This window comes from Caecibacter sp. AF58-12pH5A (assembly GCF_027681725.1).
Lineage (GTDB): Bacteria > Bacillota > Negativicutes > Veillonellales > Megasphaeraceae > Megasphaera > Megasphaera hominis.
This window is the reverse complement of the sequence record NZ_JAQDBC010000046.1, coordinates 1-15,673: the sequence shown is the minus strand read 5'-3', so window position 1 is coordinate 15,673 and position 15,673 is coordinate 1. Positions and strand designations below refer to the sequence as shown.

Sequence of the window (15,673 nt, the reverse complement as noted above, 5' to 3'; positions counted from 1 at the left end):
TAAACTATAAGTGCAGCGGATAGGAGCGACCTATTCACTACAAGTTTATGGTACTAGTGCCCGCGAAGCGGTCGATAGAGGGTACCTACTAAATTTATTATTTATACACAACATTACATTTTATTCTCACGCCCTCTATCCCCAGTTATTAAGCTGGATGGGATCCAGGTCATTGCTACTAATTGGCTCAATACTTGATTTCATTCAAGTATTAGGTAGTAACTCCGTGATGTGCACATTTCCTCCAAGATTGAATTTTTTAATCTTGGAGTATTGACGGCGCAATGCCCACACAGGTGCGTTGCGAACCACGCTTCCGTCGCCGTTGCCGTATCGTGCACACAGGCACGATACGCCTTCTCCCCAGAGAAGGCAAATGGGAAAGCCAAAGCCCGTATCCAACAGGGTTCACGTTCTATTGGATACGGGCTTCATTTAACACTTATTTACTTGTCTTTGAGTCTTCAGCAACTTGTCTTACGCTTCTTCAGTCTGTGCGTCTTTATCGGGGACTATTGCTTTGTAGATGAGGCCTATGATGAAACCTACTACTAAGAAGGGGATCCAGTCCATGCCGAGGGAATGGAGCGGTAATCCTTCAAATATAGCATCTACCGGGCCAAGGCCGATTTTAGCGGTCTGTAAGCCTGTGACGAGGGCCGGTACGAAGGTGAAGGCTGTGGAGCATACCCATACGCAGCGGCGGCCGCCGAAGAGGTTGTGTGTGAAGGTCAGGATGATGTTGGATACTACGAGAGGATATACGAACATCAGGACCGGAATAGCTGCGACGATGATGGTCTTCAGGCCTGCTGTAGCTACGAGGAAGGAGGCTACGGCAAAGATGGTTACGTAGGTCTTGAAGCTAGCGTGACCGATGAGCTGATGGAAGTACGCTGCGCAAGAGGTTACGAGGCCGATGGATGTGGAGAGACAGGCCAGGAGTACGATGACTGCCAAGAGGAGGGCACCGCCATAACCGAAGAGGATCTGTGCGCTAAGGGACAGAACCGGAGCACCTGTTTCCTGCATGCCAATGGCTTGTACGGACTGAGCGCCTAAGTAAGCTACGAAGACGTATACGAAGGCTAAGAGGCTAACGGCGAGGCCGCCGGCTTTGAATACTTCGCGGGTTACTTCTTCTTTTGTCGTAGCGCCGTCTTCTTTTACGAATTCAATGACCAAGATGGCGAAGACGAAGGCTGCGATAGCATCGAGGGTGTTGTACCCGTCAATAGCGCCCTGGGACAGAGCCATAATGCCTGTTGCGTATTTCGCGAGCGGTGCCTGAGGTACGCCCATAGGTGTTACAAGGGATTTTACGATCAGGGCCAGGATGGTCAGGAGCAGTGCCGGCGTGAGGATCTTGCCGATACGGTCAACCAGTTTGGCCGGGCTGATGGAGAGCCACCAGGTGATGATGAAGAAAACAACGAGGAAGGCCCACATAATCGGATCGCTGCCGCCATTATTGAGCAGCGGGCGAACGGCGATTTCATAAGAAACCGTGCCGGTTCTAGGAATAGCGAAAGCCGGGCCAATGGCTAAGTACGAAATAACAGTAAAGAAAATAGCATATCTCTTGTCAATGCGGTTGGTCAGTTCCTGCAGGTTGCTGCAGCCGGAATAGCCCATGGCCAGTACGCCCAGTAACGGCAAGCCTACGCCTGTAATGACGAAGCCACCGACGGCATACCATACGTTGGTACCAGCTGCCTGACCCATGGAAGCCGGGAAGATTAAGTTCCCTGCGCCAAACCACAGGGCGAAAAGCATTAAGCCTATCGCAATAGTTCGATTACCTTTTTTTGCACCCATACGTCTTACCTCCTAACAATAGATAAAAACAAGAATCAGTGAGCACGCTTCGAAGGCCGCTTCAATTGTTGTTTACTACATTTTATCATAAAAATTTAAATATATCTACTTTTGTTATTGATATTTTAAATGTTTAACCGCTTTTTAACGTTCTTCTCATTTTGTTTTAATATAAAAGTGAAATATGGTTCAATCTTTTCTGTTTACTGGCCATTACTGTGCAAAAGTTTTAAAATTTTAAGTCTTGTTTTTTCAAATTATCTTGTATGCTACTATTTTTCAATCGATTTTTAGGGGAAAACCGGTCATTTTTCCTGTTCTTGTAAACAAAAAATTAACAGCCCCTAAAATCTTAGATGCTGCGTTTTGTTATGATTGAGCTATGCTATTTATAGCGGTTTTTACGTGTCTTTCGCGGTCAAACAAGCGCGCAGGTCATGGATGAGGCGCTCGTTTTCACGCCGCGTGCGGACAGCGAGTCTAAAGAAATACGGCGTAAGACCGGGATAGTTCCCACAATCACGTAGGAGAATGCCTTTATTTTGAAGGTGCTCCCTTAACATATGGGCCGGCAGGTCTTGGCGCAAACTCTGGACGAGTATAAAATTGACCGACGGCGGCCAAACGCGGAGGTCCGGCAGCTTTTGGAGCTCGCCATAAAGATAGTTTCCTTCGGCCTCTACAAAGGACTGTGTCCGAGCTAAATATTCTGTATCCTGTAAAGCCGCGACACCGGCCGCCTGGGCCAGGACATTGACGTGCCACACGTCGGTATGGGCCTCTGCCGCGGTGACCAGTTCTGGTGCAGCCACGGCAAAGCCTAAACGCAGGCCTGGTAGTGCAAAGATTTTCGTCAGAGAATGGAGAACTATAAGACGGGGATAGGAGCGCACCAAATCGGCAACGCTATACTCCCCTCCATCGCTGCGGAAATCGATGAACGACTCATCCATGACGACGTACGTGTCTGTGTTCTGCAAGGATTCCAAGAGCTGTATGACCTCACGACGAGGCAGTAAATTCCCTGTAGGATTGTTGGGATTCGCTAAGAACAAGCAATCGAAGTGACAGGCCTCTGCAGTCAAAGCTACTAAATCCGGCTGGAACCCCGTCTCCACCTGAAGAGGCCAATACACCACGTCGGCATGAACAGACACAGCCGCCCGGGCATACTCACTAAAAGAAGGAGCCGGAATCAAAACCCGCTTAGGACGCAGAACCTCCATAAGAAGGTACAGCAGCTCCGCTGCACCATTCCCAGGCAGGATGAACGAGGTTTCGAGGCTATAGAAAGAAGAAATAGCAGCCCGAAGCTCCCGGCACTCCGGATCCGGGTAATGAATGATGGAGTTTATGTGAGAAAGAATTGTGTTTTTTACAGATAAAGAAAGACCCAAGGGATTAATATTTGCACTGTACTGATTTTGCTTTCCCAGAGGGGAAAGTACGGCGAAGCCGGGATAGAGGGATTGCATAAAATAATTTTTGTAATTACCCTCTATCGACCGCGGACAAAGCCGCGCCCACTTTCCCCTATAAGGGGAAAGCTTTCTGCTCGCATATCTTAAATCACAGTTTTTTATATAGAAAGCTCTCTCTATATATTTTAAGGTATGTGAAGCGATGGCTTTCTCCTCACAAGGCACAACGCCCCTGTGTGGGCGTTGTGGTTCGTGCGGCCGCGACAGGCCGCATGAAGGGGACGAGAGTACCGGAAGCGTTAGCGTTACCGGGGAGAGAGGGCCAATGCAGAAACCATAATTTTATTATAAAAATAATTTTTGTAATTACCCTCTATCGACCGCGGACGAAGCCGCGCCCACTTTCCCCTATAAGGGGAAAGCCAACGTTAGAGCTACTAATTGGCTACTAGATTGAATTGCTTCAATCTAGTAGTAGTTAGGCCGTATCGTGCGCACAGGCACGATACGCTTCTCCCGAGCGCTTCGCGCCCACCTGTTCCCCTTCCTGCGTCCTTTTTGCGGACGCAGGAACCACAGCATGCACACAGGCATGCTGTGCCCACCATGGGGAAGGCAAAAATGGGGAAAGCCAACGTTATTACTACTGGTTTCGCCTCTATCCCGACTTCGCTAACGCTTCATTGCATCAACGTTAGAGCTACTAGTTTCGCCTCTATCCCCCATTGCTTTGCAATGGGTACTTTCCCCCCCAGGGAAAGCAAAGTTTCACACGGGTGCGCTGGGCCCGTGCAGTTCTCTTTTTTGAACTTCTTGCACTTTCGTGCAAGCATAGACTATATCTTATCCCTTTTCAGGGCCTATCCGCTTCGGTGCGCTTGCACCTACTTCCTTTTGGGAATAGTCGTTGAACCTTGCCTTGTTCGGGCCTTGGCTGCTGATTGTCCATTTTTTCTGGCACGTAGGGTTTGACCGTATGCTATACAGTAGATTTTTTCTGCTTTCGCGGCCTTCACGTTTAGGTTTGTTTCAACCTTGCGTTGTGGCTCTGCTGTCTTTAGGAGTTTCCAGCAATTCAGATAGTTTGGCGTGGCCTTGGCCACTGGTCATACAGGTTGCCCTGTATGCTGACTGGTGCAGGGGTGTTCCCTCGTTAATCAAGCCATTGTTTGCTTGGGTCGTTGTAGATGTTGCCTCCGTGTTCAAAGGGTTGCATGGATTCCCTCCTTTTGGATGCGCACGCCGCCGCTGATGAGGCGGACTGTGCGGTAGTAGGTGTAGGTGCCAAGGTTGCCGGCTATGGTCTTGGCTGTTTCTTCTATGTCTGCTTCTCTTCTATCTGCCGGGAAGAGGATGCCGCAGATGGTGCCGCTGTGGGCTGTGTTGATGCCTAGGGCGCCGTGTTGATTGGCCAGGCTGATGAGTTGTTCCAGGTCCGGTTTGGGCAGGTATGGCTGGTGCGCTATGGCGCTGCGCGTGGCAGCTTTGCCTAGTGTTTCTGCTGTCACCTGGTCTTTCAGGCTGGCCAGGGCCTGGGCTGCTGCTTCTGTGTGCTGTGGTACGAGCTGGTCTGTGGCGGCGTGAAAGTCTTCTGTTTGGACGGTGCCGCCGGTGTCTAAGATGGCAATTTTCATGGGCGGTACAGGGCCGTACGTACGCATAATGTCACCGGTGCTGTAGTTGACTAAGGCCAGGTTGTGGGCGAAGACGCCGTCTACGGCGTCGATAGTAGCGGCGAGGTGCCCTATTTCTGCTGCTGAGAGGGTCTTCCCTAGGGCTGTGGCGACGGCGACGCTGACGGCGGCAATGTCGGCTGTGCTGGAGGCCATGCCTTTTCCCGGTGGCAGCTGCGATTGGACGGAGAGGCTGTAGGGAAAGGCCGGCTGGCCCAGATAGGCTAAGGTAGCGGCCAAGGCTGCTTTTGCTTTAGCTTGCAAGGGCCCTTGCTCGCCTTCGCGCACGGTAGCCGTGCTGTAGAGGTCGATGGGACAGGTGAGCAAAAAGGGCGTGCCGTGCCAGCGGCCTTGAATGAATTCGCCGCACGAGCCGGGGACGGAGACGGATAGGTGCACGGCGTCACCTCCCCAGCCAGGCCAGGGCCGTCAACATGACCGCCAGGATAGTGACGGTATACATGAGACTGATGGCCTGCCGGATGTGACGAGCCCGCAAGGGATGAATGGGATCGCCCATGTAGGCCCGGAAGGTGGTCTTTCCGAAGTAGCTGTTGTAGCCGCCCAGGCGGATGCCCAAGGCGCCGGCTACAGAGGCTTCGGCCCAGCCGCCATTGGGGCTGGGATGCTTATGGGCATCGCGGCCCATGATCTGCCAGGCCTGGCGCCAGTGGAAGCACAATAAAAAGGCAGCTACGACCGTCAAGACGCCTGTAATGCGGGCCGGAATAAAGTTGGCTACGTCATCGAGACGGGCGGCGGCACGGCCGAAATAGAGGTATTTTTCATTCTTATAGCCCAACATGGAGTCCATCGTGTTTATAGCCCGGTAGAGGACGGCCAAGGGCAGGCCGCCTAAGGCGTAATAGAACAAGGGCGAGACGATACCGTCTGTCGTGTTTTCCGCTACTGTTTCTACAGTGGCCCTGGTGATCTCCTCTTCGTCCAGGTTTTCTGTATCACGACCGACGATCCAGCCTACGCGCTGGCGGGCCTGGGCCAGATTATGGTGTTCCAAGAGGCGGCGGATAGCCGTGCCGGCCTGGGCCAGGCTGCGCGGACAAATGGTAAAGCTGAGGACCAATGCTTGAACGGCTACGGAGACGTACCAATTACCGATTTTTCCGAGGCCCCAGAGCAGGATGAGGACGACGTTCCACGTCACTAAGAGGACGATGGCTACGACTATGGCGCCGGCAATGAGCTGCACTCTGGGAGAGGATGTCTTTTGGTAAAAGAAACGGTCCAGCCAGCCGATCAGGCGTCCTAACAAGGCGACGGGATGGAGACGTGTCTGCGGATCGCCGATGATCAGATCGAGGAAAAAGGCTGCAATACACGTCGTCATGGGTGTGCCTCACGCATGATGGCATCCAGCTTGTCCAGGTCTAAGTGGGCGGCGACGATGCGGGCCAGGCGGTCGTAACGCCGTTCTTTTTCGTCGTCATAGCGCAGGTCTGCCCCTAAGGGCGGCAGGCCCTTGTGCTGGCGCAAGGTGTTGAGCAGGTCCCGGCGGAACTGGTCGTTGTCGAAGAGGCCGTGGACGTACGTGCCAAAGGCCTGGCCATCCTTGAGGGCCGTGCCGGCCTTGAGAGCACAGGGCTGGCCGGAACGGCTGGTGACGGTGAGCTGGGATAATTCCCGATCAGCGACGGTCGTCTGGCCCATGTGGATTTCGTAGCCTTTCAGGGACGGTGCCGTAAGGGTTGCTTCCAAGAAGGGCAGCGCCTGCCACTGGGCTGTAACCTGATAGGTTGCTTTCGCCGCAGCAAAGGTCGTTTCCACCGGCAAAAGGCCTAAGCCTTCTATAGAATCGCAATCCGTTTCCGTGTGTAAAGGGTCGTAAATAGCCGTGCCCAGCATTTGGTAGCCGCCGCAAATGCCGATGAGGGGCGTGCCGTTACGATATCGTTCTTTTATGGCGGCAGCTACGCCGCTCTGGCGGAGCCATTGCAAATCGCCTGTCGTATTCTTACTGCCCGGCAGGATGATCAGGTCCGGCTGGCCCAGGCTGCCGGCGTCGCTTACGTAATAAAGGCTTACGTCCTTCTCTTCTGCTAAGCTGTCGAAATCGGTGAAGTTGGAGATTTTCGGCAAGCGGATGACGGCGATTTGCAGGTCACCAGCTGCAGGCAGACTTTGCTTGTCTTCTAAGGAGACTGAGTCTTCTTCGTCAATGCCTAAGTCTTCAAGGTAGGGAATGACGCCTAGGACGGGCTTGCCTGTCTTTTGTTCCAGGAAGGCTACTGCTGGGTCAAAGAGGCTGATATCGCCGCGGAAGCGGTTGACAATGAGGCCCCGGACGAGGTCCCGTTCGTCCGGTTCTAAAAGCTCCAGCGTGCCTACGAGGGCGGCTAAGGAACCGCCCCGGTCGACATCGGCGACGAGGAGGACCGGCGCCTGGGCGTACTTGGCGACGCGCATGTTGACGATATCATGATCGTGAAGGTTTACTTCAGCCGGACTGCCGGCACCTTCGATGACGATCGTATCGTAGTTTTCTTCGAGTTTAGCCAAGGCTGCCTTGACGGCGTTAAAGGCCTTGAGGGCATAGCCTGTATGGTAGTCCCAGGCGGACATGTTGCCTAAGGGACGGCCATCGATGATGACCTGGGAGCAGCTGTTCCCCGTCGGTTTGAGGAGGACAGGGTTCATTTCTACAGACGGCTCTAAGCCCGCTGCTTCGGCTTGCGCCACTTGGGCCCGGCCCATTTCCAGGCCTTCTTTGGTGACGTAGGAATTAAGGGCCATGTTTTGCGCCTTAAACGGGACGACGCGCTGGCCTCTGCGATAAAAAATCCGGCACAAAGCCGTAGCGAGGACGCTCTTGCCCACGTGGGAGCTCGTGCCTTGAAGCATAATATATCTTGCCAATGGTTGCACCACCTTTGTTGATTACAATATAACTATTATAGACAGAGGGCGTCTGTTACGTCAACGAATGAGACCGTAAAAAACAGGATGCCGTGACGACGGCACCCTGAGAATTTGATAGCACTATAAGGTTTTCATTTCTGCTCCCGGACGATATAGACTTGCCGCTTCTTCGTTTCCAAATAGATTTTTGATAAATAAAGACCGATAATACCGAGGCTGAGCATCATAATACCGCCTAAGAAGGTAATGATGCAGACTAGGGACGACCAGCCCGCAACATTATTGCCCCAAATACAGGAACGGATGAAAATGAAGGCTAAGGCCAGGAATGATAGGACGCACATGATGATGCCCAGGACAGACGCTGCATAGAGAGGGACGACTGTATAGGCTAAGATGCCTTCAATGGAATAACGGAAGAGGTTCCAAAAGGACCATTTCGTCTCACCGGCACTGCGTTCGATATTGTCATAGGAAAGCCAGACCGTACGGAAGCCTACCCAGCTGAAGATACCCTTGGAAAAGCGGTTGTATTCCCGGTCGGCCACGACGGCGTCTACCATTTGCCGGGACATCATGCGGAAATCCCTGGCGCCATCGACGATGTTCGTCTTAGAAATGGCGTTGATGAATTTATAAAAGAGTTTGGCAAAGAAGGAACGCAAGACCGGTTCGCCTGTGCGCGTATCTCTGCGCGTAGCGATGCAGTCGATTTCCTCCCCTTCTGTATGGAGCATACGCCACATCTTAGGCAAGAGGGACGGCGGATCCTGGAGGTCTACGTCCATAGTAGCTACGTAATCGCCCTTAGCCATGGAAAGGCCAGCGTAAAGGCCCGCTTCCTTGCCGAAATTGCGGGAAAAGGAAATGTAGTGCACCCTTTCATCCTTTGCATGCAACTGGCGCAGAATGGACAGTGTCTTGTCGCGGCTGCCGTCATCGATAAAGCAGAATTCGATGTCCGCATCAATCTGCTTTTCGTACTTCAGTATTTCGTTGTAGAAGATTTCAATGGTCGCCTCTTCGTTGTAGCAAGGGACGACAAGGGATAGTAATTGTGACATAGACAGCTTCCAACCTTTATAAGTATACTTTAGATATGTAATTTACTCTTCACTTTATCAAGTACAGCATAAATCAGATTATCTTTTAAGACAAGTAGTCCTATAAAATATACGATTCCGCCAACCGAGGAGATTATAACTGTATAAAAGAATGTAGGCCTTGCATATTGACCCATGGCATATACCATGATGAACATAATTATTCCAACTAGCCAATACATACGTGACATAGAAAGAATACGCTTTAGATGAAGATCATGTCGCACCATGTAAAACTGAACAATGGTTACCAACCATTCTGTCAGCAGTGTCGCCAGTGCTACGCCCAAAGCTTGATAACGGGGAATCATATATAGGTTCAAACAAAGATTAAAAATAGCCCCCATGGTGACGGACAAGGTCAATTCATTTTGCCGGTTCGTAGGGATTAAGTATTGAATGCCCGTCACGTTGCTAAGGCCGATGGCAATGATAATGCCACTGATAACCTGTAAGACCGTCGTCACCGGTCCATAGCCTGGGCCAAAGAACCAAGGGACAAAGCTCGGTGCTACGGCCATGAGGCCTAAGCACATGGGGATCGTAAGAAACCACGTAAAGCGATAGGACCGCATCATGTAGCGCTCTACGTCTTCCTTTAAGCCATGGGCATAGGCATAGGAAATGCGCGGCAACATGACCGTCCCCAAAGACGTGGCAATAGTAAGGAGAAGCTTGACGATTTTGTCAGCCTGTTCATAATAGGCATTTTCTGCGTAAGAACCGGCTAATACGCCAAGCAGTGTCTTATCCATGACGACATAAATCTGAATGGCAATCTGGGGCAAAAAGAGCTGTAAAATAACGCTAAAATTACGAAAAGGCTTCCATTTCTTCACGGACACCTTGTGCACGTATTGGGGCACATAGAACCAGATCAAGACGCCGGAAATGATATTCATTGCCCCCATGAGAGCCGTATAGGCTAAAAGATCTGCCGGTTCATGAATAAGGACGAAAATGAGGACGACGTTGGCAATGCGCACGAGGAAGTTACGGAATACGATCTTGCCAAACTCTTCCAAGCCCTGAAAGAACCAGGAAATATCGAATAAGACAGCTACAATGTTGAGGGCTTGGAGCCAATAAATCGTATGGGATACGTGCCACGAAGAAACGAGGAAATAGTACACGACCATACTGGCGCCGACGAGCACGAATCGCAAGACATTCACTTCAAAGAAGATACGGCTCAATACGTAGTCATCATCTTGATGGTAAGCAATTTCCCGCTGGGCATAGTTGGCAACGCCCAGATTAGCCACTAGGACAAAGTAGGTGACAATGGAAAAGGTAAAGCTGTACTCACCTATGCCATCAGGGCCCAGGACACGGGATAAATAAGGTATCGTAATAAAAGGAGTAATCAACGTAAGCACTTGATAACTCAAATTATAGATGTAGTTTTTAGTAATACTTTTAGACATTACTTATACTCCTATGTCCTAAATTTCACCTTAATTGTCATTCATCATTCAAAAACAAAGGTTTCCTTCAAGCCCAGCCACTGCTGATCTTTATCACTGAGGTTCAATGGCGTGCCGTCAGCCAGGGTATAGCCAGTTGCACTGGCGGAGCCGGGATAGGCGCCTGTAACCTGTGGCCAAATGATGCCGATTTCCGGATCGTTCCAGGCCATGCCGCCTTCGTCATTGGGATGCCAAAAGTCATTGACCTTGTAGCAGAATTCAGCTTCTTCGCTGAGGACGAGGAAACCGTGGGCAAAGCCTTCGGGAATGAGGAATTGCTTCTTATTTTCTTCGGTCAGCTCAATGCCGTACCACTTGCCATAGGTATCGGAATGGTGCCGCAAATCGACGGCCACGTCGAAGACGCTGCCGCGTACGGCGCGGACGAGCTTGCACTGGGGGTAGTGCTTTTGGAAGTGGAGGCCCCGCAGTACGCCTTTTGTGGATTTGCTCTGATTGTCTTGAACGAAGTTGATGTGGAAGCCTGCTTCTTCCATGTCTTTTTGATTGTATGTTTCCATGAAATAACCGCGGGCGTCGCCGTGGACGGCCGGTTCAATGACACACAGGCCTTCGATGCCACCTACGTTTTTCGTTACTTTGATCTGTCCCATTGTATTAGCCTCTTTTCTCTGTTTCTTGTTCCCAGGCAATATAGCGTTGCAACGCATCCTGCCACGCCGGCAAGGATGCGAACCCCATTGCCTCTAGTTTGCTCGTATCTAAACGCGAATTAAAGGGCCGCGCAGCCTTGGCAGCACCGTATTCGGCTGTCGTCACGGGAATGACATGAACGTCACAGCCGGCTTGGCGGAAGATTTCACAGGCGAAATCGTACCAGGAAAGATAGCCGCCACTGTTGGTGACGTGGTAGTAGCCATACTTGTCTGATAATATCATGTCTGCTAAGGTAATTGCCGCATCAGGCGTATAGGTGGGCGTACCGATTTGATCGGCTACGACGCGCAGCGTGTCGTGGTTTTTTCCCAGATTGAGCATAGTCTTGACGAAGTTCTTCCCATTGGGGCCAAAGACCCAGGCAATGCGGACGATGAAGAAGCGCTGCAGCGTAGTGGCTACTGCTTTTTCACTGGCCAGTTTGGATGCGCCGTAGACATTGAGAGGTGCGAAGTCCTGGCAATCAGCCGGCCAGGGTTCCGTCCCTTGGCCGTTAAAGACGTAGTCCGTGCTGATATGTACCATGACAGCGTCTATATCCCGGCAGGCTTCGGCTATGTATTGCGTGCCTAAGACGTTGACAGACCAGACTTTTTCTTTGTTTTCCACATCTTCTGCTGCGTCGACAGCGGTCCAGGCAGCGCAATGGATGACTGCCTCCGGTTTTACGTACGTAAGAACATCGTGGACACGGTCTCTAGCGGTAATATCGAGCTGCACATAAGGTACCTTTTCTAGTGGGCCTGGGAGGCCGCTATAGGCTTCTTTCGTGCCGCTCATGGTAACGTCGTGGCCGCGGCGTAGGAGTTCTAAGGCTGTATCATAGCCTAGCTGGCCGTTCACACCGGTAACGAATACTCTCATACTTTTCCTCCGTACATGGTCTGGTAATATTGCTGATATTCTCCGGAAATAATGTCCTGCCACCAAGCTTCATGGGTCAGATACCATTGGATAGTCTTCTTGAGACCTGTGGCGAAGGTCGTTTCCGGGAGCCAGCCTAATTCGTCGTGAATCTTTGTCGGATCGATGGCGTAACGACGGTCGTGGCCTTTGCGATCCGTCACGTGGGCAATGAGACTTTCCGGTTTATGAAGCTCCTGGCAAATGAGCTTTACAATGTCGATATTGCGCATTTCGTTGTGACCGCCGACGTTGTAGACTTCCCCAGTCCTACCCTTCCGGACGATGAGGTCGATAGCCTTGCAATGGTCTTCTACATAGAGCCAATCGCGCACGTTTAAGCCATCGCCGTAGATGGGCAAGGGCTGATCGTGGAGGGCGTTGATGATCATGAGGGGAATGAGCTTTTCCGGGAAATGGTAAGGCCCGTAGTTGTTGGAGCAGCGGGAAATGGTGACGGGCAAGCCATACGTCCGGTGATAGGCCAGGACCAGGAGGTCTGCGCCGGCTTTCGAGCTGCTGTAAGGGCTCGACGTATGGAGAGGCGTCGTTTCCGTAAAAAAGAGGTCCGTCCGGTCTAAGGGCAGATCGCCGTAGACTTCATCTGTCGATACCTGATGGTAGCGGACGATGCCGTATTTACGGCAGGCGTCCATGAGGACCGACGTGCCGATGATGTTCGTCTGGAGAAAGATTTCCGGATTTTCAATGGACCGGTCTACGTGGCTTTCAGCAGCGAAATTGATGACGATGTCAGGCCGTTCTTTTTCAAAGAGATTGTATATTCCTTCTCTATCGCAAATATCGAGGCGCACGAAAGTAAAGTTATCCTGATCCAGAACATCGGCCAAGGTCGAGAGATTACCGGCATAGGTCAACTTGTCGACACAAAGGATCTGATCTTCCTGGTGCTGCTGCAGCATATAGTGGACAAAATTGCCGCCAATGAAGCCAGCACCACCAGTTACGAGTATTTTCATATTTGCCTCCTTAATCGAATAGAACCTTGCCATCGACGACCTTTTGCAGATATTGGCCGTACGGCGATTTCCCATAGGCCCGGGCGCTGACTGCCAACGATTCCCGATCGATCCAGCCGTTTTGGAAGGCAATTTCTTCAGGCATGGAAATGTGGATCCCTGAGCGCGTTTCAATGGCCCGCACGTATTCTGAGGCAGCAAAGAGGGAGTCCATAGTGCCCGTATCGAGCCAGGCGTAACCACGGCCTAAGGTGACGACGTGGAGGTTGCCCTGTTCCAGGTAGATTTTATTTAGATCCGTAATTTTCAGTTCGCCTCTGGCCGAGGGCTTCACTTGTTTAGCGTATTCGCAGACGTGATGGTCATAAAAGTAAAGGCCTGTAACGGCGTAGTTTGACTTCGGCTGCTGCGGTTTTTCTTCGATGGAAATGGCCTTGCCGGATTTATCGAATTCGATAACGCCAAAGCGTTCCGGATCTTCTACGTAATAGCCAAAAACTGTCGCTCCTGCTTCCATAGAGGCTGCAGCCTTTAAATGACGCGTCAAGCCGGCCCCGTAAAAGATGTTGTCACCTAAGATCATGGCACAAGAATCATTACCGATGAAATCTTCCCCTAAGATAAAGGCCTGAGCTAAGCCATCAGGGGAAGGCTGTACTTTATAAGACAGTCGAATTCCATAATGAGAGCCATCGCCTAAGAGGCGTTCGAAATTAGGCAGATCACTAGGCGTAGAAATGATGAGAATATCCTGAATTCCTGCCAGCATGAGCGTCGACAAAGGATAGAAAATCATAGGTTTGTCATATACTGGAAGCAATTGCTTCGATGTGACCCGTGTTAATGGATACAAACGCGTGCCACTGCCGCCAGCTAGGATGATACCTTTCATATGGTTACCTCACAATCTTTCGAATGTTCTTATTTCTTGCACACAATAATTAACTTCATATTTCGAGTTATGTAGAACACACTAAAGCAAATTGATAGAAAATAAATTATCTATCAATTTGCTCCCTTACAACATATTCTTGTTATTATACGAGTCTGAATAATTCACCTTATATATTTTTAGTACGCTCCCTTTTTTCCTAAGACAACGCCAACTGTCCGCCAGATAAGGACAATATCGAACCAGACGCTCCAATTGCGGACGTACCAGCTATCCATTTGCACGCGTTCGTCGTAGGAGACATCACTGCGGCCGCTGGTTTGCCACATGCCGGTAACGCCGGGGCGGACCATGTAGAAATCTGCAATCCATTTGCCGTAGCGTTCGACTTCGTCGCGGATGATGGGTCGCGGCCCGACGAGGCTCATTTCTCCTTTAAGGACATTTATGAGCTGGGGCAATTCGTCCAGGCTGGTCTTGCGCAGGAAGGCGCCGCTTTTCGTAATACGCGGGTCGTCTTTGAGCTTGAAGTCTTTTTCCCATTCAGCGCGGATAGCCGGGTCTTTAGCCAGGAGCTCTTCCAGCTTTTTGTCAGCATCCATAACCATGCTGCGGAATTTGTAGCAATCGAAGGACTTGCCGTTCTTGCCGATACGGCGGTGCTTGAAGATGACCGGCCCTGGTGAATCGCGATAGATCCAAAGGGCAATGACCAAGAAGAGAGGCGACAACGCGATGAGGCCCAAGGTCGTACAGACGATATCGAAGGCCCGCTTGACCCAGCGGTTGTACCAATGAGCCAGGTTGTTACGCACGCTAAAGGCCACGATATGGCCATCGATGAGGCTTTCCATATCAAGAGTTGCCAAGGGTACCCGGCCCATATCGGGAATGAAGGAAATGGTCTTCACCAAGGGCTGTAAGCGGTAAATGATGTCTTGAATGCCGTCGTTATGCAGGCCCGGAGCGATAACCAGAACGTGGCGCACGCCCGTTTCCTCAATGATCTTTTCGGCATCACAAAAGCCGCCTAAACAAGGCATCATGGAAGCTACAGGCTCTTCCGGCGTATTATCTTCCAGGTAACCAATGAAATCGTAGCCCAAGCCGGCATCGCTCTTCAGGTTACCTAAGACCAAAGCCGCCGTCTTCCCAGCCCCTAAGACGAGGACCGGAATCTGAAGGATCCCGAAGTGCTCGAAGATTTTCTTTGCCACATAGCGGAAGGCAACGAGAAAACAAAACGAAAAGATCGCCATGAAACCCGTAAAAAGACGGGACGTACTACCAGCCACTTCCCAAACGTACATGAGCAAAATGAGCGTCACCATGGCATACACAGTAACCCGGAAAATCGCCGCCATGGTGCGCCAAAACTGCATGCGCCGCGTGTAAAGAGAACTGATCTGCATAAAAAGCAAAAACACAGCCGGCCCGATGACATGGGAACTAAGCCAAGAAATCCGCAACACCGGCGAAGGAATCAAGAAATTCCGTAAACTAAAAGCGGCCCATTCAGCGCACCACACGGCGAAATAATCGACGCACACCAGCACCAAGGGCAATAGAAAAAAGCTATATTTGTTCTCGAAAGGAATACTCCCCGAAGCATTAACTTTACGCATAGATACACTCCCCATTGTGTATGATTAGGTTGATATAAGTTTTATGAATATATTGCTTTTTGTGGATAAAAGAATACATTCTATTATACCTATATACAGGGAACACTGTCAATGTGGGTTTGTGTGGTTTGGTTGGGATGTGGTGTGTATGGCCCTCTCTCCCCCGGGGAGCGGAGAAAGCTATTTTAGGCCTCTCTCCCGGCTTTGCCGTACTAGTACCATAAACATGTAGTG

General features: G+C 50.9%; 12 protein-coding genes. All 12 read right to left on the bottom strand.

Going from position 1 to position 15,673, the window contains the following annotated elements; genetic code table 11:
- Positions 1 to 477: 477 nt before the first annotated feature.
- The 12 genes from brnQ to wbaP all read right to left on the bottom strand — a co-directional run bounded on the left by brnQ (position 478) and on the right by wbaP (position 15,439).
- A complete protein-coding gene (gene brnQ, locus PGX44_RS12780) occupies positions 478 to 1,818 on the bottom strand; it encodes a branched-chain amino acid transport system II carrier protein (protein ID WP_498855669.1) in 1,341 nt (446 codons plus the stop codon).
- Between the two features lie 401 nt (positions 1,819 to 2,219).
- Positions 2,220 to 3,293, bottom strand: coding sequence for a threonine-phosphate decarboxylase CobD (gene cobD / locus PGX44_RS12775; RefSeq protein WP_498855668.1), 1,074 nt, complete (start codon positions 3,291 to 3,293; stop codon positions 2,220 to 2,222).
- Positions 3,294 to 4,441: 1,148 nt separating this feature from the next.
- Positions 4,442 to 5,311 (bottom strand): GHMP family kinase ATP-binding protein, encoded by an 870-nt coding sequence (locus PGX44_RS12770; protein WP_498855667.1) that lies wholly within the window; start codon positions 5,309 to 5,311, stop codon positions 4,442 to 4,444.
- Positions 5,312 to 5,315: 4 nt separating this feature from the next.
- Positions 5,316 to 6,260 carry an adenosylcobinamide-phosphate synthase CbiB gene (gene cbiB, locus PGX44_RS12765; protein ID WP_498855666.1) on the bottom strand — a complete coding sequence of 315 codons (945 nt, stop codon included), beginning with the start codon at positions 6,258 to 6,260 and terminating at the stop codon, positions 5,316 to 5,318.
- Complete coding sequence (locus PGX44_RS12760; protein WP_498855665.1) at positions 6,257 to 7,786, bottom strand: cobyric acid synthase; 1,530 nt, start codon at positions 7,784 to 7,786, stop codon at positions 6,257 to 6,259. The genes cbiB and PGX44_RS12760 overlap by 4 nt, the downstream gene beginning before the upstream one ends.
- A 134-nt stretch (positions 7,787 to 7,920) precedes the next feature.
- Complete coding sequence (locus PGX44_RS12755) at positions 7,921 to 8,853, bottom strand: glycosyltransferase family 2 protein (protein ID WP_498855664.1); 933 nt, start codon at positions 8,851 to 8,853, stop codon at positions 7,921 to 7,923.
- 29 nt (positions 8,854 to 8,882) lie between these two features.
- Entirely contained in the window at positions 8,883 to 10,319 is a 1,437-nt protein-coding gene (locus PGX44_RS12750; RefSeq protein ID WP_498855663.1) for a flippase, read from the bottom strand.
- A gap of 44 nt (positions 10,320 to 10,363) precedes the next feature.
- Positions 10,364 to 10,975 carry a dTDP-4-dehydrorhamnose 3,5-epimerase gene (gene rfbC, locus PGX44_RS12745; RefSeq protein WP_498855662.1) on the bottom strand — a complete coding sequence of 204 codons (612 nt, stop codon included), beginning with the start codon at positions 10,973 to 10,975 and terminating at the stop codon, positions 10,364 to 10,366.
- A gap of 4 nt (positions 10,976 to 10,979) precedes the next feature.
- Positions 10,980 to 11,903, bottom strand: coding sequence for a dTDP-4-dehydrorhamnose reductase (gene rfbD / locus PGX44_RS12740; RefSeq protein ID WP_498855661.1), 924 nt, complete (start codon positions 11,901 to 11,903; stop codon positions 10,980 to 10,982).
- Entirely contained in the window at positions 11,900 to 12,922 is a 1,023-nt protein-coding gene (rfbB, locus tag PGX44_RS12735) for a dTDP-glucose 4,6-dehydratase (RefSeq protein WP_498855660.1), read from the bottom strand. Before rfbB ends, rfbD begins: the two co-directional genes overlap by 4 nt.
- A gap of 10 nt (positions 12,923 to 12,932) precedes the next feature.
- Positions 12,933 to 13,814, bottom strand: a complete 882-nt coding sequence (gene rfbA, locus PGX44_RS12730; RefSeq protein ID WP_498855659.1) for a glucose-1-phosphate thymidylyltransferase RfbA — start codon at positions 13,812 to 13,814, stop codon at positions 12,933 to 12,935.
- A 179-nt stretch (positions 13,815 to 13,993) separates the two neighbouring features.
- Positions 13,994 to 15,439, bottom strand: a complete 1,446-nt coding sequence (gene wbaP / locus PGX44_RS12725) for an undecaprenyl-phosphate galactose phosphotransferase WbaP (RefSeq protein WP_498855658.1) — start codon at positions 15,437 to 15,439, stop codon at positions 13,994 to 13,996.
- Positions 15,440 to 15,673: the final 234 nt, after the last annotated feature.

Bases quoted from the DNA above. Each gene is read 5' to 3' on its own strand.
- cobD (WP_498855668.1), bottom strand. From the start codon at position 3,293: ATGCAATCCCTCTATCCCGGCTTCGCCGTACTTTCCCCTCTGGGAAAG.
- rfbD (WP_498855661.1), bottom strand. From the start codon at position 11,903: ATGAGAGTATTCGTTACCGGTGTGAACGGCCAGCTAGGCTATGATACA.
- brnQ (WP_498855669.1), bottom strand. From the start codon at position 1,818: ATGGGTGCAAAAAAAGGTAATCGAACTATTGCGATAGGCTTAATGCTT.
- PGX44_RS12750 (WP_498855663.1), bottom strand. From the start codon at position 10,319: ATGTCTAAAAGTATTACTAAAAACTACATCTATAATTTGAGTTATCAA.
- PGX44_RS12755 (WP_498855664.1), bottom strand. From the start codon at position 8,853: ATGTCACAATTACTATCCCTTGTCGTCCCTTGCTACAACGAAGAGGCG.
- rfbC (WP_498855662.1), bottom strand. From the start codon at position 10,975: ATGGGACAGATCAAAGTAACGAAAAACGTAGGTGGCATCGAAGGCCTG.
- cbiB (WP_498855666.1), bottom strand. From the start codon at position 6,260: ATGACGACGTGTATTGCAGCCTTTTTCCTCGATCTGATCATCGGCGAT.
- rfbA (WP_498855659.1), bottom strand. From the start codon at position 13,814: ATGAAAGGTATCATCCTAGCTGGCGGCAGTGGCACGCGTTTGTATCCA.
- wbaP (WP_498855658.1), bottom strand. From the start codon at position 15,439: ATGCGTAAAGTTAATGCTTCGGGGAGTATTCCTTTCGAGAACAAATAT.
- rfbB (WP_498855660.1), bottom strand. From the start codon at position 12,922: ATGAAAATACTCGTAACTGGTGGTGCTGGCTTCATTGGCGGCAATTTT.